A 19,828-nucleotide genomic window follows, 5' to 3' on the forward strand; every position below is an offset into this window, starting at 1 on the left:
GAAGACTCGCCAGAACTGATTTACCGTCAGTAACTTACGGATGCCCTGGGGATGGTGCCATGGCGGCGCCGAATGTGACAGACCCGGGCAACAACTCCCCATCCGCTCCCGGCCCGTCCCCTCAGCCCCGTACGCCCCTTCCCGCATCGTCTGACGTACGACCCTGCGAGATCGTTCCCTCCGGCTCCGGGCGGTTCGTCGTCAGCCCCGTGGCGCCAACGCCCCCCAGGCGACCGTCACTTCCCCCTGCCGCCACCGCGCGGGCCGGTCGAGCACCGGCCAGTCCGCGCTCAGCGCCCGTGCCGTCCGGATCCAGCGCTGCCGCGCCCCGTACGAGGCGTAGGGGGCGGCCGCCGCCCAGGCGCGGTCGAAGTCGCGCAGGAAGGCGTGGACCGGCTCGCCCGGCACATTGCGGTGGATCAGCGCCTTGGGGAGGCGCTCGGCGAGGTCTGAGGGGCGGTCGAGGGAGCCGAGGCGCGTCGCGAAGGTGACCGTGCGCGGGCCCTCCGGCCCGAGCGCCACCCACACGTGGCGGCGGCCGATCTCGTCGCAGGTCCCCTCGACCAGGAGCCCGCCGGGCGCGAGCCGCGCGGTCAGCCGCCGCCAGACCTCGGCGACCTGGTCCTCGTCGTACTGGCGCAGCACGTTCGCGGCCCTGATCAGGAGCGGGTCGTGGGGGAGGGGCACCTCGAAGCCGCCGTGCCGGAAGGTGAGGCCGTCCCGTTCGTAGGGGAGGGCGGCGGCGACCCGCGCGGGCTCGATCTCGATGCCCACCACACGCGTGCGTGGCGCCACGGTGCGCAGCCGTTGGAGCAGTTCCACCGCGGTCCAGGGCGCGGCGCCGTAGCCGAGGTCGACGGCGACGGGGTGGTCGGCGCGGCGCAGGGCGGCGCCGTGCGTGGCCGCGATCCAGCGGTCCATGCGGCGCAGGCGATTGGGGTTGGTGGTCCCGCGTGTGACCGTTCCCACGGGGCGGGACGGGGGGCGCGGGCTCATGGCTACGAGGGTATGCGCCCGGGTCCGCGGTCCCGGGGTTGAGTCCCCGACGGTAATGATTCGGCAAAACGGAAATGGAGCGGAGAGATCAGGTGTTGCAGCCGCAGAAGGAGGGTTCGCGCCCGGGCTCCGCGCCCGCGGTGACGGGCCCCCGAAGCCGTGCCCGCAGCAAGGAGGACCGCCACGTGAGCCAGTACGTGTCCAGGCTCCGCCGTTCCGGGGCCTCGTCCCAGCGGCTCAGGTTGCCCGGCGCGCACCGCAGACCGCGTCGGGTCGCCATGCTGAGCGTGCACACGTCACCGCTCCATCAGCCCGGCACGGGCGACGCGGGCGGCATGAACGTCTACATCGTCGAGCTCGCCAAGCGCCTCGCCGCGATCAACATCGAGGTCGAGATCTTCACGCGCGCCACGACCGGCACGCTGCCCCCGTCCGTCGAGCTGTCGCCCGGTGTCCTGGTCCGGCACGTGGACGCGGGCCCGTACGAGGGCCTCGCCAAGGAGGAGCTGCCGGCCCAGCTGTGCGCCTTCACGCACGGCGTGATGCAGGCGTGGGCGGGCCACCGGCCGGGCTACTACGACCTCGTCCACTCGCACTACTGGCTCTCCGGTCACGTCGGCTGGCTGGCTGCCGAGCGCTGGGGCGTCCCCCTCGTGCACGCCATGCACACCATGGCCAAGGTCAAGAACGCCGCGCTCGCCGAGGGCGACACCCCCGAGCCCGCCGCGCGCGTCATCGGTGAGACCCAGGTCGTCCGCGCCGCCGACCGCCTCATCGCGAACACCGCGGAGGAGGCCGACGAGCTCGTCCGCCACTACGAGGCCGACGCCGGCAAGGTCGCGGTCGTCCACCCCGGCGTGAACCTGGAGCGCTTCTGCCCCGCCGACGGCCGCGCCGCCGCCCGGCACCGCCTCGACCTGCCCCAGGACGCCCTCATCCCGCTGTTCGCGGGCCGTATCCAGCCCCTGAAGGCGCCGGACATCCTGCTCAGGGCCGTCGCCGTCCTCCTCGACGAGCGGCCCGAGCTGCGCTCGCGGATGGTCGTGCCCGTCGTGGGCGGCCCCAGCGGCAGCGGTCTGGCCAAGCCGGAGGGGCTGCACAAGCTCGCCGCCAAGCTCGGCATCGCCGACGTCGTCCGCTTCCGCCCGCCGGTCGGGCAGGACCAGCTCGCGGACTGGTTCCGCGCGGCATCCGTCCTCGTCATGCCGTCGTACAACGAGTCCTTCGGGCTCGTCGCCATAGAGGCGCAGGCGGCCGGTACGCCGGTGATCGCGGCCGCGGTCGGCGGTCTGCCCGTCGCCGTGCGCGACGAGTCGACCGGCTTCCTGGTCCCGGGCCACGACCCGACGGCGTACGCGCGCCGGCTCGGCCAGTTCGCCGATCATCCACAGCTTGTGGACAGCATGGGCGCCGCGGCGGCGGCGCACGCGCAGGGCTTCGGCTGGGACACGGCGGCCTCCGCGACGGCCGATGTGTACACGGCGGCCACCTACGAGCACCGCCACCCCCGTCACGTACCCTCGCTGCATGGCTGACAGCACCATGGCCGGCGCGGCGGCGGTCATCGAGCAGGTCCTCACCGAGGCCGAGCTCGAGTGGGAGAGCCCCGAGCCCGGCTCGTCGTACGTCGTGAAGCTGCCCGGGACGCGCAAGCTGTCGACGACGCTCTCGCTGCTCGTCGGCAAGCACTCGCTCTCGCTGAACGCGTTCGTGATCCGGCACCCGGACGAGAACGAGCAGGGCGTCCACCGCTGGCTCCTGGAGCGCAACCTCCGTCTGTACGGCGTGAGTTACGCGGTCGACCAGCTCGGCGACATCTACCTCACGGGCAAGCTGCCCCTCGCGGCCGTCACCCCGGACGAGGTCGACCGCCTCCTCGGCTCGGTCCTGGAGGCCGCGGACGGCGCGTTCAACACGCTCCTCGAGCTCGGTTTCGCGAGCGCGATCCGCCGCGAGTACGCCTGGCGGGTGTCGCGCGGGGAGTCCACGCGCAACCTTGACGCGTTCACGAATCTGACCCAGCGCCCCACCAAATAGCCCTTCCCTCCCGCCCGTTGACTGTTGCATGCCCCCTTCCGCCGCGGGGGTCGCCGTGGCATGCTCGCGACCGACGCGGACATGAACAACGTTCACATAGTTGAACGTATGGAATCGTGTGGAGGGTGGCGGCGGTGGAGAACCTCAGCAGACGCGGGTTGTTGGGCAGCGCGATCGCGGTGGCGGCCATGACGGCGACGGGAACCGGCGCGCGGGCCGCCACGGCCCGGTCCGGTGAAGTGCCGCCCATCTGGCACGAGTTCACCCGCACCCCCTATACGCACCCGCAGATCCCGTACGTCGGCCGGGCCGGATACCGCGTGGGCCGGCACGGCTTCGCCCGCCCCCGCGTCGTCGCCGACGTCGTACGCGACTACGGCGCCCGGCCCGACGGCTCGGCCGACGCCGCCCCCGCGATCAACCGTGCCCTCGCCGACGCCGGACGGGCCGGCGGGGGCACGGTCCAACTGCCCCCGGGCAGGTACCGCATCGACGACCTCATCCGCATCGGCCACTCCGGCGTCGTCCTGCGCGGCGCGGGCAGCACCCGCACCAAGCTGTACGCGACCCGCAGCCTCACCGAACTCATCGGCGTCTACGGCTCCCGCTACGGCGGCGACAAGTCCAGCTGGTCCTGGGCGGGCGGCCTGGTCTGGCTCTGCCCCGAGGACCGCTTCCGCACCCTGACCGACGCGATCAGGGCGAAGGCCTGGCCCTTCGAGGGCTGGACGGGCAACAAGCGCGACGAGTGGGACACGCTGACGGCGGTCGAACCGGCCACCCGCGGCTCCTGGTCGGTGACGGTCGCCGACGCGACCCGCCTCTCGCGCGGCGACCTGGTCCTCCTGCGCCTCGCCGACGACCCCGGGCACACCCTCCTCGAACACATGGCGGGCGGCGGCCCCGGCCCCGAGGCGTACTTCTGGGACGACAAGACCAAGCTGACCTCGTACGTCCCCTACGAATGGCCCGTACGGATCGAATCCGTGCACGGCCGCCGCGTCACCTTCGAACGCCCGCTCCCCCTCGACGTACGCCCGGAGTGGGACCCGCGGCTGACCACGCACGCCGGCGCCCTGACCGGCTCGGGCGTCGAGGCGCTGACCCTCGAAGCGGTCGAGACCCCGCAGTCCCAGCACCTCCTCGACAAGGGCTACAACGGCGTCGCGTTCCAGTGCGCGTACGACTGCTGGGCCGACGACGTCACCGTCCGCCACGTCGACAACGGCTTCGGCCTGGTCGCCGCGTCCGCCTGCACCCTGCGCCGCACCCGCGTCGCGGGCCGCGGCTCGCACCACCCGTACTTCTGCCGAGAGGGCTCCCACGACAACCTCGTCGAGTCGTTCACGATCGAGCAGCGCACCGTCCCCGCCCCCGCGGGCACGCAGCTGCACGGCATCAACGTCGAGGGCCTGTCGTCGTACAACGTGTGGTCGCGCGGCGAGATGGAGATGGGCGCGTTCGACTCGCACCGCGGCATGCCCTTCGCGAACGTACGCACCGACATCACGGTGAACAACGACGGCCGGCACGGCGGCGACGCGTCGGCGGGACCGCTCTTCGGCGCGCGCTTCGCACACTGGAACATCCGCGTCACGAACCAGCGCGCCGGGCTGATGCGCCTCGACGGACTCGCGCCGTACAGCGCGACCGTCGCCGTCAACACGGTCCGCGAGTTCGACCAGATCGATGTCCCGGACTTCACCGGCGACCTGCATGCGCGGCTCGAGCTGTACGGCGACGGGGTGTCGGACACGGTCCGGCCGTGGAACCTGTACGACGCGCAGCGGTCGTCGGTCAGGCAGTGAACGTCGGGCGGTGAGTGTCGGGCGGTGAGTGTCAGGCGGTGAGCTCGGGCTCGGTCCCGGTCTTCTCGGGGCTGGTGACGGGTGTGACGGGGTGTTCCTCCGCGGGCAGCCCCCGCATCAGGATCCAGTACCCGGCCGCCGCGACCGTCCCGAGCGCCGCGCAGCCCGCCCACAGCCACTCCGCGCCGAACCGGTCGATCGTCACGCCCGACGCGAGCGGGGCGACCAGGGCCGCCACCGACCACGACATCGCGTACATGCCCTGGTAGCGGCCGCGCCCGTGGGTCGGGGCGAGCCGCGCCACGAGGCCGGACTGCGTGGGTGCGTTGACCATCTCGCCGAGGGTCCACACGACGACGATCAGGGCGTACGCGGCCATCGACCCGGCGAACGCGGTGAGCGCGAAGCCGTAGCCGATGAGGAGCGAGGAGACCGTCAGCAGTCGGCCCGCGTCGCGCTTCTCGATGAAGCGGGTGAGCGGGATCTGCAGCGCCACGATCACGATGCCGTTGACGGCGGCGACGAGCCCGACGTCCGAACTGCTCAGCCCCGCCTGCCCCATGACGATGGGCAGCCCGGACGAGGACTGCGTGAAGACGACGGAGATGAGGAACGAGAGGCCGACCATCAGCATGTACCGGCCGTCGCGCAGGACGGTCAGCATCGTCACGTCGGCGACGGGCGCCGCGTCGGGCTTCGGGTCGGCGCGCTCGGGCCGCGACTCGGGCACCTTCACGAACACCAGGACCGCGCAGGCCAGCGTCATCGCGGCCTCGAGGAGGAAGCCGGCGGCGTAGCTGGCGGCGACGAGGAAACCGGCGTAGACGGAGGAGACGGCGAAGCCGAGGTTGATGGCCCAGTAGTTGAGCGAGAACGCCCGCACGCGGTCCTTCGGCGCGACGATGTCGGCCATCATCGCCTGCACGGCGGGCCGCGACGCGTTCGAGGCGACGCCGAGCAGGAAGCCGGTCACCGCGATCCCGGCGGGGTCGCGCACGAAGGCGAGGACGGCGACGGTCGCGGCGGTCGCGAGTTGCGCCGTGAGGAGGGTGGGCCGCCGCCCGATCCGGTCCGCGAGCACCCCGCCGAGCACCGACGCGATCATTCCGCCGAGCCCGATGAGCGCGGCGACGAGACCCGCGAACGACGCGGAGAAGTGGCGCTCGGTGGTCAGGTACAGCGCCATGAACGTGAGGACGAAGCCGCCCAGGCGGTTGATCAGGGTGCTGGTCCACAGCCACCAGAACTGGCGCGGCAGACCGGACACACTCTCGTGTGCGGCCCGTCTGAGAGCGGTGACGGACATCGGGACGGATCCCCCCTGGGAGTGCTGGTAAGCGGCGCAGCTGGTATCCGAAACTTACGGGGGAGGGGGCCGGGGGAGCCACTCAATTGACGGCGGCCGTCAATCGTCGGCGGGACCCGTCTCCGTCCCGTCGGACCCGTACCGTCCGGCCCGTGACCGGGCGCGCCGGGTGCCGGAGGCTTGGATTAGGCTCGGAGCCATGGCCGACGCACCGTACAAGCTGATCCTCCTCCGCCACGGCGAGAGCGAATGGAACGCGAAGAACCTGTTCACCGGTTGGGTGGACGTCAATCTCAACGAGAAGGGCGAGAAGGAGGCAGTCCGCGGCGGTGAGCTGATCAAGGACGCAGGCCTGCTCCCCGATGTCGTACACACCTCGCTCCAGAAGCGTGCGATCCGCACGGCCCAGCTCTCGCTGGAGGCCGCGGACCGCCACTGGATCCCCGTCCACCGCTCGTGGCGCCTGAACGAGCGGCACTACGGTGCGCTCCAGGGCAAGGACAAGGCACAGACGCTGGCCGAGTTCGGCGAGGAGCAGTTCATGCTCTGGCGCCGCTCGTACGACACCCCGCCGCCGCCGCTGGCCCGCGACGCGGAGTACTCCCAGTTCAACGACGCGCGCTACGCGACCCTCCCGCCGGAGCTGCGCCCGCAGACGGAGTGCCTCAAGGACGTCGTCGTCCGCATGCTCCCCTACTGGTTCGACGACATCGTCCCGGACCTCCTGGACGGCAAGACGGTCCTGGTAGCGGCCCACGGCAACAGCCTGCGCGCCCTGGTCAAGCACCTCGACGGCATCTCCGACGCCGACATCGCGGGCCTGAACATCCCGACGGGCATCCCGCTGTCCTACGAACTCGACGCGGACTTCAAGCCCCTGAACCCGGGCGGCACCTACCTGGACCCGGACGCGGCCGCGGCGGCGATCGAGGCGGTCAAGAACCAGGGTAAGAAGAAGTAGCGGAGCTGCTCGTACGATCTTGCCCCTGAGCTGCGCGTTCTGCGCGGCTCAGGGGCATTTTCATGGGGTGGGCCGTGTCCCGGGCGTCACCCCGGAGTTCGTCACTGCGCCGCCGGCTGTGCCGGGAGGTTGAAGACGTTGGACGGGGAGATGATCTTGGTGATCGCCTGGCCGACGAGGGTGCTCGGCTCCGAGTTGTCGTGGTCGATGTCCGTGTTCAGGACCACCACGAGGGTCGCCTTGGCCGACGGCAGGTAGATCGTCAGGGACTCGTAGCCCGGCAGGGAGCCGTTGTGGCCTATCCAGCCCTGGACGTTGAAGATGCCGAGGCCGTAGCCCGCGCCCGGGATCGTGGTCTTCGGGGTGATGAGGCGCTGCCTCTGCGTGGCGGGGCTGATCATCGTGTCGCCGTTGGGGAACGTGCCGGTCGCGACCGTGGGTGCCCAGATCCGCAGGTCGTCGAGGGTGGAGATCATCGCGCCTGCCGCCCAGCCCCAGGACAGGTTCCAGTCGGTCGAGTCCTCGGTCTTCCCGCTCGCGGTCTGGTTCGTGTAGCCCTGCGCGTGCGGCTCCGGGAACTCGTTGCCGGTCGGGAACAGCGTCTGCTTCATGCCGGCGGGCGTGAGGATGTTGTCCTTGATGTACTCGTCGAGGGGCCGGCCGCTCTCCTTCTCGACGACGAGGCCGAGCAGGATGAGGTTGGTGTTGCAGTAGTAGAACTTCTCGCCCGGCGAGAACAGCACGGGGTGCTTGAACGAGTAGTCGAGGAGCTGCTGCGGCGTGAACGGCCGCTCCGGATCGGACGTCAGCGCCTTGTAGAAGTCTTCGTCCTCCGAGTAGTTGAAGAGTCCGCTGCGCATCTCGGCGAGCTGGCGGATGGTGATCTCGTCGCCGTTGGGGACCCCGTCGACGTACTTGCCGATCGGGTCGTCCAGGCCGACCTTCTTCTCGTCGACCAGCTTCAGGATCGACGTGACGGTGAACGTCTTGGTCTCGCTGCCGATACGCGTGTGCAGGTCGGGCGACATCTTCTGGCCGGTGCTCTTGTCGGCGACACCGAAGGACTTCACGTACTCGCCCTTGTCCGGCGTCCACACGCCGAAGGTCACGCCCGGCACATTGGCCTCACGCATGACCTTCTGCACGGCCGCGTCGAGTTCCTTCTCCACGGCGGGAGTGAGCTTCTGGACCTGGCCCGCAGCTGCCGACCCGGAATCGGACGGGGAGGGCGGGTCGGTGGCCGTGACGGCGGCGGCAACGGATGCCGTTGTCCCGAACGCGGCCCCACTCGCGGCCGGCAGCATCAGCATTCCGACCGCGGTGACGGTCACGGCCCCCCTGCGCATCCGTCCGGTCGAGTGCGTCATGGGCGTGCTCCAGCCAAGAGGAAGACCCGAAGGACAAAACCCCACGACCATCGTAGGTCGACATGAGTACCCGGTCGCGTCGAGCGGGCAGGGGCCAACGGGCACAAGGCGATGCCCGGCCGGGGCGGGCGTGCCGGCCCCGTCAGCCGACCCCGCGCAGATAGACCCGGCTGCTCCCCGCACCGACCGGATGCACGGCCACCCCAAGGGAGTTCAGCTCGCCGGCGCAGGGCGCGCACACGGGTCCACCGCGCACATCCGCAAGCGTCTCCGGCTCCTTGAGCCCGAGGTGCGCGAACGGCGTCATGGGCTTCACCGAGTGCGTCAGGGGCTCTGCGCGGTGGGTGAGAGGCTGCTCGGGGGCGAGCCGGTCCAGGAACGCGTCGACGCGCGCGGTTCGCAACGTAAAGGACAGAAGAAGCCCGTCGTCCTGAAACCCGTCCTGACAGCCGGCACGCCGGTCCGTGGCGTCAGCGGGGATCTGTACGTGCATCAGGTCGCCGACCTCGTTGGGGGCCACGCCCGACTTCCAGTTGGGGACTTGCGGACGCGCATCCGCATCACGTGCGGTGCCGCCCGAGCAGCCGGTGAGCACGACGAAGGCTGCGAGGACCTGCGCGCCGGCGGACATCCCTCGCATGGGGAGCATCGATGAACCCACCTTTCCCCGTGGCGTGTTGGCCGGATGCGTCGCCTCAGCCTCTCAGACACCGGCGCGCGGCTCAGCCGGTCGCCGTCACGCGGTCGCTGTCATGCGCTCGCAGAAGTCGACTCCGGCGTCACCCCCGACTCCGTCTCCGTCCCCGACTCGGTCCCCGTCTCCGTCACATCGCTCTCGCCCCGCACCGCCACCCTCCGCGCCCACACGTAGTACACCGGCGCCGTCACCACCAGTCCCACGAGCCACGACAGGTCCGCGCCGCCGAGGGGAGCTACCAGTGGGCCCGTGTACAGCGACGTGGCGACGTAGGGGAGTTGGACCGCGATGCCGATCGCGTACGACGTCAGGGCCACCGGGTTGAAGCGGCCGTAGCGTCCGCCGTCGGGTGCGAAGAGGTCGCCGAGTGCGTAGCGCCCGCGGTGGACGAGGTAGAAGTCGATCAGGTTGATCGCTGTCCAGGGGACGAGGACGACGAGCAGGACCAGTACGAGGTTCACGAAGCTGGAGACGAAGTCGCTGGACAGGGCCGTCGCGATGATCAGCGCGGCCACGAGGACCACCGCGGAGACGACGCCGCGTGCCCTCTGGCGTGGGGTCCACGCGGGGCGGAACGTCTGGCAGATGGTGATCAGCGACAGCACCGCGCCGTAGAGGTTGAGCGCGTTGTGGTTGATGACCGAGAAGAGGAACAGGAGCAGCACGACCGGCCCGAAGGCGCCCGCCGCGCTGTCGAAGCCCGCCACCGTGTCGTCCGTGCCGGGCGACGCGAGGCCGATCACCGTGCCCGCGAGGAAAGGCAGCATCGAACCGAGACACGAACCCCAGTACGTGGCCCAGAAGGTCGACGCCGTACGGACGGTGCGCGGCAGGTAGCGCGAGTAGTCGGAGACGTACGGGGCGAAGGCCAGCTGCCACAGGGCGCTCAGGGACACCGTCGCGAGCCAGCCCGCGAACGTGAAGGAGCCCGCTGAGAAGAAGCCGTCGGGCAGGCCGCGCCCGACCACCACGGCGAGGCCGACCAGTACGCCCGCACCGAGCACCCACGTCGCTATCTTGTTGAGGGTGTGGATGAGGCGGTAGCCGACCCAGCAGATCAGGGCCGAGCCGAGCGCCCCGAGCACGATGCCCGCGTCGACCGGCACCGCGGGCGCGAGGCCGTGCAGGGACTTGCCGGCCAGGATGATGTTCGAGGCGAAGAAGCCGATGTACATCGCCGCCGCCACGACCACGATCAGCAGGGCGCCCACGCTGCCGAACTGCGCCCGGCTCTGGATCATCTGCGGGACGCCGAGCTGCGGGCCCTGCGCCGAGTGCAGCGCCATGAAGACGGCGCCGACGAGCTGGCCGACCAGGATCGCGAGGACGCTGGACCAGAACGACTGGTGGAACACCTGGACGCCCATGGCGCCGGTGACCAGCGGCAACGGCGCGATGTTCGTGCCGAACCACATCGTGAACAGGTCACGGACGCGGCCGTGGCGCTCGTTCTCGGGGACGTGGTCGATGGTGTGCTGCTCCACCGAGGGAGATGCGGAAGCGGAAGCAGCAGGGGACGGGGACGGGGACGGGTCTGTCATGTGGGACTCCCTGTCTGGGCGGGGCGGGGGGAGTACGGGGGCGGCGTCGGTCGGGGGAGTCTCGCGACGGTTTCGGTCAACGGTCAAACATCGATTTCCCGGGAGTTACATCTGATTTCGAGATGCAGACAGCTCGCGGGCGCCCGGGGCACAATCCCGCCATGGCCAAGGACGCGAACTTCACCCTCGTGCAGCTGCGGTACTTCCTCGCCGCCGCCGAGCTCGGCAGCATGACCGCCGCCGCGCACCGCATCAACGTCTCGCAGTCCGCGGTCTCCACCGCCGTGCACCATCTGGAGCGCGAGCTCGGCGTGCAGCTCCTGATCCGCCGGCACGCGAAGGGCCTGGAGCTGACGGCCGCGGGGGAGCAGTTCCTGCACGAGCTGCGCGGCTTCCTCACGCACGCCGACGAGCTCGCCGAGTCGGCCAGGAGCCTGGGCGCCGACCTCGTCGGCGAGCTGGCCGTGGGCTGCTTCCAGACCCTCGCCCCGTTCTATCTGCCCCGCCTGCTGAGGGAGTTCGGCGAGCGCCAGCCCGCCGTACGCGTCGAGGTCGTCGAGGGCGACATCCCGGCCGTGCAGGAGAGCCTGCGCACGGGCGCCTGCGAACTGGCGCTGCTCTACGACATGGATCTCGACGCCGACATCGAGTGCGAGGTCCTCGCGATGGCCCCGCCCTATGCCCTCGTCCCCGAGGGGCACCGGCTCGCGGGCGGTGGCCGGGCCCGTCTCGCCGACCTCGCGGACGAGCCGATGATCCTGCTCGACCTGCCCGCGAGCCGCGACTACTTCCGCTCCGTCGCGGCCAAGGCCGGCGTCGAACCGCGCATCAGCCACCGCACCCGTAGCTACGAGACCGTGCGCGCCCTGGTCGCCGCCGGATACGGCTGGTCGCTGCTCAACCAGAGGCCCGCGCACGACCGCACCTACGACGGGTCGAGCGTCGTCGCCCTGCCGCTCGCCGACCCCCTGCCCGCGCTCCCCGTCGTCCTGGCGAAGCTGCGCGGGGTCCGTCTGACAGGCCGCGCGCAGGCGTTCGCGACGGCCTGCAGGGAGGCTTTGCGCGCCTGAACGACCAGCTCAGGCCGAGCATCTCCAAAACAAATGCAGTAGCGCTAAAAGATCTGTTGTACGGATGCAGGTCCCGGCTCCCATAGTGGTCGCACCACAGCCCACTCGCTCCGAGGGAGGCCGCTCGTGACCATTGCTCCGGACCAACTCCTCACATCCCGCCAGGACTTCGTGGCCGCGATGGGGAACGCCGCGACGGGCGTGACCGTTGTCTCCACAGAAGGACCGGCCGGTCGCTTCGCCCAGACCGTCTCCGCCATGTGCTCCGTCTCCGCCGACCCGCCCTCGCTGCTGGTGTGTGTGAACGAGCGGAGCCCCCTCGCCGCGGCCGCCGTGCGCAACGGCGTCATCGCCGTGAGCGTCCTCGCCGCCGGCCAGGCCCACGTCTCCGACGTGTTCGCGGGCCGCCCCGCCCGCGGCAGCGGCCCGTACGACTTCGACAGCGCCGAGTGGGACGTGCTCGCCACCGGCGCCCCCGTCCTGCGCGGCGCGGCCGCCGCCTTCGACTGCAGGCTGGCCGACTCGGTGACGCAGGGCACCCACCAGGTCCTGTTCGGCGCGGTCGTCGCCTCCGCGGTGTCCGGCGCGCACCCCCTCGTCCACCACGCCCGTACGTATGCCACCCCGAGCCCCCTCAACTCCCTCAAGGAGCACGGCGCATGATCCGCACCGGAGACCAGTACCGCGAGTCGATCCGCGACGGCCGCGACGTATGGATGAACGGCGAGAAGGTCACCGACGTGACCACGCACCCCGCGTTCAAGCCGCTGGTCGACATACGCGCCCGGATCTACGACATGGCGCACGACCCGCAGACCCGGGACTCCATGACGTACAAGGACGAGACGGCCGGTGAGGTCAACGCGATCCAGCAGAAGCCGCCGCGCACCCGCGGGGACTGGGACGCGAAGCGGGCCGCGACGGACGCCGTGCTGAGCGACGTCGGCGGTGTCGTGACCCGCGTCGGTGACGAGACGATCGGGGAGGTCTGGTCGCTCATCGACGGCCAGGACGTCCTCAACGCGATCAACCCCGCGTACGCGGAGAACGTCAAGCGGCACATCGACCACGCGCTGTACGCCGACCCCTTCCACGTCTCCGCGAACACCGACCCGAAGGGCGACCGCTCCAAGCGCCCCCAGGACCAGGACCCGGACATGCTCCTGCATGTGGTGCGGGAGACGGACAGCGGCATCGTCGTGCGCGGCGCCAAGTACGAGACGGCCGCCGCCTACTCGAACCAGGCGTTCACGAAGCCGACCATCGCGAACTGGGGCGACTCCGAACTCTCCGACTACGCCCTCGGGTTCATCGCCGACATGGGCTCGCCCGGCCTGAAGTACATCTGCCGTACGGGCTTCGCCGGTACGAAGCCGCCCGCCGACTACCCGGTCTCCAGCCGCTTCGACGAGGTCGACACCCTGGTCGTCTTCGACGACGTCGAGATCCCCTGGGAGAACGTCCTCTTCTACCGGGACACCAAGGCCGCCACCTTCATCCGCGCCACGCTCCACCGCTACAGCGCGTTCGCGTTCACGCAGCGCAATCTGCGGCTCGCGGACCTGATGATCGGCGCCGCGCTGTGGAACGTGAAGCAGACCGGCCTGGAGAAGCAGCAGGCCGTGCAGGAGAAGCTCGCGACGCTGGCCTGCTACCGCGAGGGCATCAACGCGCACCTGACCGCGTCCATCGCGATGGCGGAGCCCAGCCCCGGCGGGCTCCTCATGCCGAACCAGTCGCTCCTGTACACCGGCCGCGTCCTGGCCTGCTCGCAGCTGCACGAGATGATGCACATCGCGCGCGAGCTGTGCGGCGGCCAGATCTGCATCACGCCCGACAAGGCGTCCTTCGACCACCCGGACACCAAGCCGTGGCTCGACAAGTTCTACTCGATCAACGAGCACTGGGTCGCCGAGGACCGCCGCAAGCTCCTCGCGTACGCCCGTGACCTGCTCAACTCGGACTACGCGGGCCACCGTCTGACGTTCCAGCTCTTCGCGCAGTCCCCGCCGTTCGCGCACCTCGGCGCGGTGTACCGCAACTTCGACTGGGAGGGCCCGCTCGACCTGGTGAAGGACGCGGCCGGGCTCAGCGACAACGTCCTCGGCACGCTCGGGAGGACGGCCAAGTGACGACCCACCAGCGCATCCGCCCCTTCAACACGGCGGACACGTACCCCGAGCAGGACCTGTCCAACGACCTCGCGCAGGCGGTCGTCGCCGACGGCACCGTCTATCTGCGCGGCCAGATCGGCCAGGATCTCGACACGCGCGAGAACGTCGGCGTCGGGGATGTCGCCGCCCAGGCCGAGAAGGCCATGGCGAACATCGCGATCCTCCTGGAGGAGTCCGGCAGCCGCCTGGAGGACATTGTCAAGATCACCGTCTATCTGACGGACATCCGCTTCCGCGAGCCCGTCTACCGCGTCATGGGCCGCCGGCTGAAGGGCGTCCACTACGTCTCCACGGGCCTGGTCGTGTCGGCGCTGGCCCGCCCGGAGTGGCTCGTCGAGATCGACGCGACGGCCGTCATCCCGAAGGAGCGCCGATGACGTTCTCGATCGCCGCGCGGTGTCCGCGCACGGGCCGGTTCGGGGTGGCCGTCACCTCGTCCTCGCCGGCCGTCGCCGCGCGCTGCGCGCATGTACGGCCCGGAGTGGGTGCGGTCTGCTCGCAGAACGTCACCGACCCGCGCCTCGGCGCCCGCCTGCTCGACCTCCTGGAATCCGGGGTGCCCGCAAAGACGGCTGTGCGTGAAGTGGCGGCCCAACCCCACTCCGAATGGCGTCAGTTGACGGCCGTCGGCGCCTCCGGTCCCGGCGCGGCCTTCTCGGGCGCGCGGACCCTCGGCACGTACGCGGAGGCGGTCGGCCCCGACGCCGTGGCCGCGGGGAACCTCCTGTCGGGCCCCGGCGTCCCCCGGGCGGTACTCGACGCCTTCACGGGCGCGGACCCCGAGGCTCCGCTCGCCCGCCGCCTCGTCGACGCCCTCACGGCGGGCGCGGCGGCGGGCGGCGAGGCGGGACCCGTCCACTCGGCCGGACTCCTCGTCGTCGACGTACAGCAGTGGCCGGTGACGGACCTGCGCGTCGACTGGACCGAGGGCGACCCGATCGCCGAGCTCGCGCACCTGTGGAAACTGTGGGAGCCGCAGCAGGAGGCGTACGTGCAGCGGGCCCTCGCCCCGGACGCGGCGCCGAACTACGGCGTGCCGGGGGACGAGTGAGGCCCGTGCGCGAGGCGGTCGCGAAGGCGGCACCCGAACTCCTCGCCCTGAGCCACCGCATCCACGCGAACCCCGAGGTGGCGTGGGAGGAGGAGAAGGCGGCGCGCTGGACCGCGTACGCCCTCGACGACCTCGGCTACGACGTCGTGACCGGCACCGCGGGCCTGCCCACCGCCTTCACCGCCACCGTCGGCAGCGGCCCGCTCCACCTCGCGATCTGCGCCGAGTACGACGCGCTGCCCGGCCTCGGCCACGCCTGCGGGCACAACGTCATCGCGGCGGCGGCGGTGGGCGCGGCGGCCGGACTCGCTTCGCTGGCCGACGAGTTGGGCCTCAAGGTCACCGTCTTCGGCACCCCGGCCGAGGAGGGCGGCGGCGGCAAGATCCTCATGCTGGAGCGCGGCGCCTTCGACGGGGTGCACGCGGCGATGATGGTGCACCCGGGGCCCGCGGACGTCGCCGAGGCCGACCCGTACGCGGTCGCGCACCTCAAGGTCCGCTTCCACGGCAAGGCGGCGCACGCGGCGGCCTACCCGGAGCAGGGCCGCAACGCGGCGGACGCATTCACGGTCGCCCAGGTCGCCATCGGCCTCCTGCGCCAGCAGCTCCCCTCCACGACGCGCGTGCACGGCATGGTGACGCGCGGCGGGGAGGCCCCGAACGCGATCCCGGAGCTGACCGAGGGCCGCTGGTACGTGCGCGCGGGCAGCCTTGAGGAACTGTCCGCGCTCCAGCCGCGCGTCGAGAGGTGCTTCGAGGCCGGCGCGCTCGCCTCGGCCTGCGACCTGGAGATCGAGCCGGAGTCCCGCCCGTACTCGGAGTTCCGCAACGACGCCGCGATGCTGGCCGCCTACCGCCGGGCGGCCGAATCCCTTGGCCGTACGTTCGACAGCTCCGGATCCCCGGCGGCCCGGATGAACCGCGCCTCCACGGACATGGGCAACGTCTCCCGCGTCCTGCCCGCCATCCACCCCTACCTGGGCATCAACTCGCTGCCCGCGGTCAACCACCAGAAGGAGTTCGCGGCGGCGTGCGTCACCCCGGACGCGGACCGGGCGGTCCTCGACGGCGCGCTCGGCATGGCGCTCACCGCGGTGGCCCTCGCGGGCGACGACGGCGAGAGGGCCCGGCTCACAGCTCCGGGCAGCCGGTGACCGTCCGCGCGTAGCCGAGGAGCAGGCGCCGGGCGACGTCCGGCGTCAGCTCGGCGTTGCGGCTGACGATGTGCAGCCCGTAGCCGTCCTCCAGCGCGACGAGGTTGCGCGCGAGGTCGGCGACGGGCTCCGTGAGCGTGAACTCGCCGACTGCCGCGCCGACTTCGAGCACGGTCGCGTACAGGGCGACCTCGCGCGCGAAGAGCGACGCCATCAGGGTCGCGTGCCCGGAGCTGCGGTCGGCGCGCCGGTGCAGCTCGAAGAGCAGTCCGTGGACGGCGTCCCCCGAGCCGCCCGGCAGCCCGCTCCCCACGAGAGCCCGCAGCCGTGCGGCGGCCCCGGTCGCCCCGTCCACGGCCCCCTGCCGGGCGGCGAGATAGCGCTCCACGGCGCCCCGGTGCACCTCCAGGACCAGCTCGCCCATCTCCGGGTAGTAGTACAGAACAGACCCCGCCGACATCCCCGCCTCGGCGGCGATGTCCTTGATGCGCAGCCCCTCCAGGCCCCGATCGGCGATGGCGCGCCCCGCCGCGTCGACGAGGGCCTCGCGGCGCGCCGTCTGGTTCTTCGGTCTCCCAGGCTTGTTCCCCATGGGTTAATTCTCTGTTACTCGGTTCAAATAAATCAAGTTCCTTGCGTTCAGGGCATTGACGACCCGGCATCCCATTGTTTGAATCCGATCTCAAAGAAATAGAGGGGAGCCGCCGTATGAACACCTACGCAGACTGGCAGCGCCGAGCAGCCGAACTGACGCCACGTACCAGGGCGTTCATCAACGGCACATGGACCGAGTCGCAAACCCGAGCCACCTTCCCCACCACCAACCCGGCCACCGGCAAGGTCACCGCGCACGTCACGCGCGGCGAAGCGCCCGAGATCGACGCGGCGGTCCGCGCGGCCCGCGCCTCCTTCGAGGACGGCCGCTGGTCCCGCACCGACCCGGCGGCCCGCAAGCGCGTCCTGCTCAGGCTCGCCGACCTGATCACCGCCAACGCCGAGGAGCTGGCCCTCCTCGACACCCTCGACATGGGCAAGCCGATCGCCGAGTCCTACGGCACGGACGTGCCCGGCGCGGCCGGCGTCTTCGCCTGGTACGCGGAGGCCGCGGACAAGCTGTACGACGAGATCGCGCCGACGCCCCCGGGCAGCCTGGCGACGGTCCGCCGTACTCCGCTGGGCGTGGTGGGCGCCGTGGTCCCGTGGAACTTCCCGCTGGACCTGGCGAGCTGGAAGCTGGCGCCGGCCCTCGCGGCAGGCAACAGCGTCGTACTCAAACCGGCGGAGCAGTCCCCGCTGTCGGCGCTGCGCCTGGCCGAACTGGCAGCGGAGGCAGGACTGCCCGATGGCGTACTGAACGTCGTCCCCGGCACGGGTGACACCGCGGGCCGGGCCCTCGGCCTGCACAAGGACGTCGACACGCTGGTCTTCACGGGCTCGACGGAGGTCGCCCGCCGCTTCCTCTCCTACTCCGCCGAGTCGAACATGAAGCAGGTCTGGCCGGAGGCGGGCGGCAAGAGCCCGAACGTGGTCTTCGCGGACGCGGACCTGGACGCGGCGGCAGAGCGCGCGGCCTGGGGATTCGCGTACAACGCGGGCCAGGTCTGCTCGGCCAACACCCGCCTTCTGGTGGAGAGTTCGATCGCCGACGACTTCACGGCCCGCGTCGCGGAGCACGCGGCACGCTTCGTACCGGGCGACCCCCTGGACCCCGGCACGAACCTCGGCCCGCTGGTCGACGAGGCCCAGGCGACCCGGGTCCTCGCGGCGGTCGAGGCATCGGGCGGCAAGGTGATCACGGGCGGCACGCGCGACGGCGCCTACCTCACCCCCACGATCGTCACCGGCCTGCACCCCGATGCGCCCCTGGCCCGCGAGGAACTCTTCGGCCCGGTCCTGACGGTCCACGCCTTCACCGCGGAGGAGGAGGCGATACGCACCGCCAACGACTCCCCGTACGGCCTGGCGGCCTCGCTGTGGACGAGGGACCTGGCCCGCGCCCACCGCGTCTCGGACGCCCTGCACGCAGGGACGGTCTCGGTGAACACGGTCGACGCGCTGAGCCCGCTGACGCCGTTCGGCGGCTTCAAGCAGTCGGGCCACGGCAGGGACCTGTCGCTCCACTCGCTCGACAAGTACACGGGCCTGAAGACGACGTGGATCACGTACGCGTAGCCGGGCCCGACCGAGACCGCCCGGACAACTTCCCACCCTCTCCCGAAGGGACGAACACCATGACCCTCACCCCCGCACAGCAGCTTGCCGCCATGGACCGGGCGCACATCATCCACCCCTACCTCCCCGGTACCGCCGAGGAACGTGTGGTGATGACGGAGGGCAAGGGCTGCCGCCTCACCGACGCGGAGGGCCGCAGCTACCTCGACGCGACGGGCGGGCTCTGGCTCGCCCAGGTCGGCCACGGCCGCAAGGAGATCGCGGACGTGGCGCACGCGCAGATGCAGCAGCTCGAATACTTCACGAGCTTCTGGGAGTTCTCGAACGACAAGGCGATCCAGCTGGCCGAACGCCTCAGCACGCTGGCCCCCGACAACCTCAACCACGTCTACTTCACGTCGGGCGGCTCGGAGGGCAACGAGGCGGCCATCAAGATGGCCCGCTACTACCACCACCGCAGGGGTGAGGGCTCCCGCACCTGGATCCTGGCCCGCGACAAGGCGTACCACGGCATCGGCTACGGAGGCGGCTCGGCCACCGGATTCCCGGTCTACCACGAGGGCTTCGCCCCGATGATGCCGCACGTCAGCCACCTGACGCCGCCGTGGCCGTACCGCACGGAGCTCTACGGCAACGCCGACCCCACGGACTTCCTGATCGCCGAACTGGAGGGCCGCATCGCGGAGATCGGGGCCTCCAACATCGCGGCGATGATCGGCGAACCCATCATGGGCGTGGGCGGCATGCTGGTCCCGCCGGCGGACTACTGGCCGCGCGTGCGCGAGGTCCTCGACCGCCACGGCATCCTCCTCGTCTTCGACGAGGTGGTGACGGCGTACGGCCGCGTGGGCGAATGGTTCGCGGCCCAGCACTTCGACGTGAAGCCGGACATCATCACCACGGCGAAGGGCATCACGTCGGGCTACACCCCGCTCGGTGCCCTGCTCGTCTCCGACGGGGTGACGGAGGTGCTGCTCCAGGACCACGGCTTCCCGATGGGCTACACGTACAACGGCCACCCGGTGGCGGCGGCGGTGGCCCTCGCGAACCTGGACATCATCGAACGGGAGAACCTCCTGCCCCGAGCGATCACGATGGGCGAACACCTCCACACCCAACTCACCGATGAGCTGGGTGACTTGCCGATCGTGGGGGAGATCCGCTCGGTGGGCATGATGCTGGCGGTCGAGCTGGTGGCCGACCGCGAGACCCGCACCCCCCTCCCCCTGAACCCGGCCCGCATGCCGCACGACGTGATCCGCAAGGAGACGGGCGTCATCGTCCGCGACTCGGCCCACAGCCTGGTCCTGTCCCCGCCGCTGATCATGACGGAGCAGGAGGCGAAGGAGGCGGCCACGGCGATGCGCTCGGTCCTCGAACGCACGACACCGACGGGCGAGATCACCAAGTAGCCCCCGGGCCCCCGCACCGAGTGCATCAGTCGCGCCCCACAGCCACCCGCACGGTCCCACCCGTCCCCAGCCCCGAGGACAC

General features: G+C 71.0%; 18 protein-coding genes. 12 read left to right on the plus strand and 6 right to left on the minus strand.

What is annotated here, in order from left to right; translation table 11 throughout:
- Positions 1-201 precede the first annotated feature (201 nt).
- A complete protein-coding gene (locus OG698_RS25590; protein ID WP_326775135.1) occupies positions 202-996 on the minus strand; it encodes a class I SAM-dependent methyltransferase in 795 nt (264 codons plus the stop codon).
- Positions 997-1,181: 185 nt separating this feature from the next.
- Between OG698_RS25590 and mshA the strand changes: the two genes are divergently transcribed.
- The 3 genes from mshA (at position 1,182) to OG698_RS25605 (ending at position 4,841) form a co-directional block, all read left to right on the plus strand.
- Positions 1,182-2,531: a D-inositol-3-phosphate glycosyltransferase gene (mshA, locus tag OG698_RS25595; RefSeq protein WP_406105669.1), complete on the plus strand. Its 1,350-nt coding sequence runs from the start codon at positions 1,182-1,184 to the stop codon at positions 2,529-2,531.
- A 7-nt stretch (positions 2,532-2,538) separates the two neighbouring features.
- Complete coding sequence (locus tag OG698_RS25600; RefSeq protein ID WP_406111271.1) at positions 2,539-3,033, plus strand: YbjN domain-containing protein; 495 nt, start codon at positions 2,539-2,541, stop codon at positions 3,031-3,033.
- Between the two features lie 188 nt (positions 3,034-3,221).
- Positions 3,222-4,841, plus strand: coding sequence for a glycosyl hydrolase family 28-related protein (locus tag OG698_RS25605; protein WP_406111273.1), 1,620 nt, complete (start codon positions 3,222-3,224; stop codon positions 4,839-4,841).
- A gap of 31 nt (positions 4,842-4,872) precedes the next feature.
- Here the strand turns inward: OG698_RS25605 and OG698_RS25610 are convergent, their stop codons facing one another.
- Positions 4,873-6,147, minus strand: a complete 1,275-nt coding sequence (locus OG698_RS25610; RefSeq protein WP_406105671.1) for an MDR family MFS transporter — start codon at positions 6,145-6,147, stop codon at positions 4,873-4,875.
- Between the two features lie 199 nt (positions 6,148-6,346).
- Between OG698_RS25610 and OG698_RS25615 the strand changes: the two genes are divergently transcribed.
- On the plus strand, positions 6,347-7,108 hold the full coding sequence (locus tag OG698_RS25615; RefSeq protein WP_406105673.1) for a phosphoglyceromutase: 762 nt from the start codon (positions 6,347-6,349) through the stop codon (positions 7,106-7,108).
- Between the two features lie 101 nt (positions 7,109-7,209).
- On the opposite strand, the gene OG698_RS25620 is transcribed toward OG698_RS25615, so the two are convergent.
- The 3 genes from OG698_RS25620 to OG698_RS25630 all read right to left on the minus strand — a co-directional run bounded on the left by OG698_RS25620 (position 7,210) and on the right by OG698_RS25630 (position 10,713).
- A complete protein-coding gene (locus OG698_RS25620) occupies positions 7,210-8,475 on the minus strand; it encodes a serine hydrolase domain-containing protein (RefSeq protein ID WP_406105674.1) in 1,266 nt (421 codons plus the stop codon).
- A 142-nt stretch (positions 8,476-8,617) separates the two neighbouring features.
- On the minus strand, positions 8,618-9,124 hold the full coding sequence (locus tag OG698_RS25625) for a hypothetical protein (protein ID WP_406105676.1): 507 nt from the start codon (positions 9,122-9,124) through the stop codon (positions 8,618-8,620).
- Between the two features lie 101 nt (positions 9,125-9,225).
- Positions 9,226-10,713, minus strand: a complete 1,488-nt coding sequence (locus OG698_RS25630) for a purine-cytosine permease family protein (RefSeq protein WP_406105677.1) — start codon at positions 10,711-10,713, stop codon at positions 9,226-9,228.
- A gap of 161 nt (positions 10,714-10,874) precedes the next feature.
- Between OG698_RS25630 and OG698_RS25635 the strand changes: the two genes are divergently transcribed.
- The 6 genes from OG698_RS25635 to OG698_RS25660 all read left to right on the plus strand — a co-directional run bounded on the left by OG698_RS25635 (position 10,875) and on the right by OG698_RS25660 (position 16,162).
- Entirely contained in the window at positions 10,875-11,783 is a 909-nt protein-coding gene (locus tag OG698_RS25635) for a LysR family transcriptional regulator (protein WP_406105679.1), read from the plus strand.
- Positions 11,784-11,909: 126 nt separating this feature from the next.
- Positions 11,910-12,446: a flavin reductase family protein gene (locus OG698_RS25640; protein WP_326775144.1), complete on the plus strand. Its 537-nt coding sequence runs from the start codon at positions 11,910-11,912 to the stop codon at positions 12,444-12,446.
- A complete protein-coding gene (locus OG698_RS25645) occupies positions 12,443-13,915 on the plus strand; it encodes a 4-hydroxyphenylacetate 3-hydroxylase family protein (protein ID WP_406105681.1) in 1,473 nt (490 codons plus the stop codon). The genes OG698_RS25640 and OG698_RS25645 overlap by 4 nt, the downstream gene beginning before the upstream one ends.
- On the plus strand, positions 13,912-14,334 hold the full coding sequence (locus OG698_RS25650) for a RidA family protein (protein ID WP_406105683.1): 423 nt from the start codon (positions 13,912-13,914) through the stop codon (positions 14,332-14,334). The genes OG698_RS25645 and OG698_RS25650 overlap by 4 nt, the downstream gene beginning before the upstream one ends.
- Positions 14,331-15,008, plus strand: coding sequence for a DUF1028 domain-containing protein (locus OG698_RS25655; RefSeq protein ID WP_406105685.1), 678 nt, complete (start codon positions 14,331-14,333; stop codon positions 15,006-15,008). The genes OG698_RS25650 and OG698_RS25655 overlap by 4 nt, the downstream gene beginning before the upstream one ends.
- Positions 15,005-16,162 (plus strand): M20 family metallopeptidase, encoded by a 1,158-nt coding sequence (locus OG698_RS25660; RefSeq protein WP_406105687.1) that lies wholly within the window; start codon positions 15,005-15,007, stop codon positions 16,160-16,162. The genes OG698_RS25655 and OG698_RS25660 overlap by 4 nt, the downstream gene beginning before the upstream one ends.
- Here OG698_RS25660 and OG698_RS25665 read toward each other — a convergent pair.
- A complete protein-coding gene (locus OG698_RS25665) occupies positions 16,140-16,754 on the minus strand; it encodes a TetR/AcrR family transcriptional regulator (RefSeq protein ID WP_406105689.1) in 615 nt (204 codons plus the stop codon). The genes OG698_RS25660 and OG698_RS25665 overlap by 23 nt on opposite strands.
- Before the next feature lie 116 nt (positions 16,755-16,870).
- On the opposite strand from OG698_RS25665, the gene OG698_RS25670 reads away from it, so the two are divergent.
- Both OG698_RS25670 and OG698_RS25675 read left to right on the plus strand, forming a co-directional pair.
- A complete protein-coding gene (locus OG698_RS25670; protein ID WP_406105691.1) occupies positions 16,871-18,334 on the plus strand; it encodes an aldehyde dehydrogenase in 1,464 nt (487 codons plus the stop codon).
- Positions 18,335-18,393: 59 nt separating this feature from the next.
- Positions 18,394-19,746 carry an aspartate aminotransferase family protein gene (locus OG698_RS25675; protein WP_406105693.1) on the plus strand — a complete coding sequence of 451 codons (1,353 nt, stop codon included), beginning with the start codon at positions 18,394-18,396 and terminating at the stop codon, positions 19,744-19,746.
- Positions 19,747-19,828 lie beyond the last annotated feature (82 nt).

Origin of the sequence: Streptomyces sp. NBC_01003 (assembly GCF_045162695.1) — a bacterium.
Classification (GTDB): Bacteria; Actinomycetota; Actinomycetes; order Streptomycetales; family Streptomycetaceae; genus Streptomyces.

Coding starts and splice junctions, on each gene's coding strand:
- OG698_RS25590 (WP_326775135.1), bottom strand. CDS start 996: ATGAGCCCGCGCCCCCCGTCCCGCCCCGTGGGAACGGTCACACGCGGG.
- OG698_RS25600 (WP_406111271.1), top strand. CDS start 2,539: ATGGCCGGCGCGGCGGCGGTCATCGAGCAGGTCCTCACCGAGGCCGAG.
- OG698_RS25605 (WP_406111273.1), top strand. CDS start 3,222: ATGACGGCGACGGGAACCGGCGCGCGGGCCGCCACGGCCCGGTCCGGT.
- OG698_RS25610 (WP_406105671.1), bottom strand. CDS start 6,147: ATGTCCGTCACCGCTCTCAGACGGGCCGCACACGAGAGTGTGTCCGGT.
- OG698_RS25615 (WP_406105673.1), top strand. CDS start 6,347: ATGGCCGACGCACCGTACAAGCTGATCCTCCTCCGCCACGGCGAGAGC.
- OG698_RS25620 (WP_406105674.1), bottom strand. CDS start 8,475: ATGACGCACTCGACCGGACGGATGCGCAGGGGGGCCGTGACCGTCACC.
- OG698_RS25625 (WP_406105676.1), bottom strand. CDS start 9,124: ATGCTCCCCATGCGAGGGATGTCCGCCGGCGCGCAGGTCCTCGCAGCC.
- OG698_RS25630 (WP_406105677.1), bottom strand. CDS start 10,713: ATGACAGACCCGTCCCCGTCCCCGTCCCCTGCTGCTTCCGCTTCCGCA.
- OG698_RS25635 (WP_406105679.1), top strand. CDS start 10,875: ATGGCCAAGGACGCGAACTTCACCCTCGTGCAGCTGCGGTACTTCCTC.
- OG698_RS25645 (WP_406105681.1), top strand. CDS start 12,443: ATGATCCGCACCGGAGACCAGTACCGCGAGTCGATCCGCGACGGCCGC.
- OG698_RS25655 (WP_406105685.1), top strand. CDS start 14,331: ATGACGTTCTCGATCGCCGCGCGGTGTCCGCGCACGGGCCGGTTCGGG.
- OG698_RS25665 (WP_406105689.1), bottom strand. CDS start 16,754: ATGGGGAACAAGCCTGGGAGACCGAAGAACCAGACGGCGCGCCGCGAG.
- OG698_RS25670 (WP_406105691.1), top strand. CDS start 16,871: ATGAACACCTACGCAGACTGGCAGCGCCGAGCAGCCGAACTGACGCCA.
- OG698_RS25675 (WP_406105693.1), top strand. CDS start 18,394: ATGACCCTCACCCCCGCACAGCAGCTTGCCGCCATGGACCGGGCGCAC.